Here is a 1744-nt window from a genome sequence, read left to right on the forward strand (position 1 = left end):
CTGCCCAGAGGCGTTCGTAGGCTTCTTGTTTATCTTCTGGTAATTTTCTTCTATAAGCATTCAACAATTCATGAAGGGCGTAGTAATCATCCAACCACAATCCTCCTTCTGGTAGGCGATGGCTAATCTCTCCTACTTCTTCATAGGCCATTCGGTCTAGGCGACGTTTTTGACTCTCTTGTTTTCTAACGCTATCAAGGATTCGGTTGCGAAATTTTGTTTTGAAGTAGACGTAAAGTTTCTTTTCTTCTTCCACTAGTTCTGGATGCTGTTCTAGAAGTTCATGGAGACAGATCATGCCTTCTTGGTCCCAATCCTCTTTCTCCCACAGGTGAAGATAGTAATCTTTTCGACATCTATGGACAATTCCTTTTACCTTTGCATAATTCTTTTCAAGCATTTGCTTTCCCCCTTTCTCTGCTTGTAGTATAGTAGAGAAAGGGGGAAAGAGGGGCCGTCGTTCCTATCTTGTGTTTTTTCATGTCCAAGGTGTATCAGGAAGTATGAATACTGACAAGTGAGGGTAAAAAAGACAACTGTTTTCTCTACGGTTGTCTTTGTTTTGTATTTTTAATTGACGAAATTTCAAAAAAATGTCCGATTAAAGTTCTGCAATCTGGTTAAGATTTACTTCTGCAACTGTATCATTACCAAACATTGAGATAATCATTTTGACTTTGTTGTTATCAATTTCTGTGATCTTACCTGTGTAATCTGCGAAAGCACCGTCAATAATACGAACAGTTTGACCAACTTCGACATCAATATCAAATTCTTGGACAGTTTGACCCATAGAAACTAAAATATCACGAATTTCTTGTTCCAAAAGTGGAGTTGGTTTTGATCTATTACCGTGTGAGCCTACGAATCCTGTTACGTTTGGTGTGTTACGTACAACAAACCATGCTTCGTCGGTCATAACCATTTCTACAAGAACATAACCTGGAAAGCGATTTTCTTCGATTTCTTTTTTCTTTCCATTTTTTTCTACTTGCACTGTTTGTGTAGGAATTTCAACACGTAGAATATTTTCTAGCATATTGTATGTTTGTGCACGTTGCAATAGATTTTCTTTTACTTTATTTTCGTAGCCAGAATAAGTTTGTAGCACAAACCATCCTTTATCAAAACTATCCATGTTTTTTCCTTTCCTAACTGAAGAATTTCAGCGACTAGATCTTTTTCTTAGCTTATGTTAAAAAATATTAATAAAACGAATCAATCCGCTAACAATCAATTGGTCAAAAATATAAATCATCACTACAAAGAAAGCAGTGTATTCCATGATAGATTTAAAATCTAACCAACTTTCCTTGCGAGTCGGCCAAGTTGTTTCTTTAAGAAGTTTAAAAATATCCTTAATAAAACGCATCGTTTTCTCCTATCTCGTTTCTCGGTGTGTGGTGTACTTGCCACAGTGTTTACAAAATTTATTTACTTCTAAGCGTGTTGGTTTTGGATTTCCACTAATCTTAATCGAATAGTTTCTAGAACCACAAACCGCACAGGCTAGACTTGCTTTTTTAAGTGCCATAACGCCTCCATCCTACCTATTATAACAAGAATCCTCTGCTTTGACAAGTTAAATTCTTTTTTGAATTCTTAAATCTTTCACTGGGTAATTTCTCAAAGTAACTTCCACTTTCCTGACCGAAGTGGAAATTAGTCTAAAACGGATTTTTATGGTGGAATTAAGTGTGAGACGTTTGTGGTAGAAATGAGGCCTACTATGACCAAACATAAA

General features: G+C 36.2%; 4 protein-coding genes. All 4 read right to left on the reverse strand.

Annotation, left to right across the window (positions count from 1 at the left end):
- A partial coding sequence (locus QM911_RS09770; RefSeq protein WP_414313873.1) for a sigma-70 family RNA polymerase sigma factor occupies positions 1-400 on the reverse strand: 400 nt, incomplete at its 3' end.
- A gap of 201 nt (positions 401-601) precedes the next feature.
- The gene (gene nusG, locus QM911_RS09775; protein WP_045763385.1) at positions 602-1138 is read right to left on the reverse strand and encodes a transcription termination/antitermination protein NusG; all 537 of its coding nucleotides are present in this window, start codon (positions 1136-1138) and stop codon (positions 602-604) included.
- A 57-nt stretch (positions 1139-1195) separates the two neighbouring features.
- Entirely contained in the window at positions 1196-1372 is a 177-nt protein-coding gene (gene secE / locus QM911_RS09780; RefSeq protein ID WP_001211016.1) for a preprotein translocase subunit SecE, read from the reverse strand.
- 9 nt (positions 1373-1381) lie between these two features.
- Positions 1382-1534, reverse strand: a complete 153-nt coding sequence (rpmG, locus tag QM911_RS09785) for a 50S ribosomal protein L33 (RefSeq protein ID WP_001809375.1) — start codon at positions 1532-1534, stop codon at positions 1382-1384.
- Between the last annotated feature and the right edge of the window lie 210 nt (positions 1535-1744).

This window comes from Streptococcus infantis (assembly GCF_047460825.1).
Classification (GTDB): Bacteria; Bacillota; Bacilli; order Lactobacillales; family Streptococcaceae; genus Streptococcus; species Streptococcus infantis_V.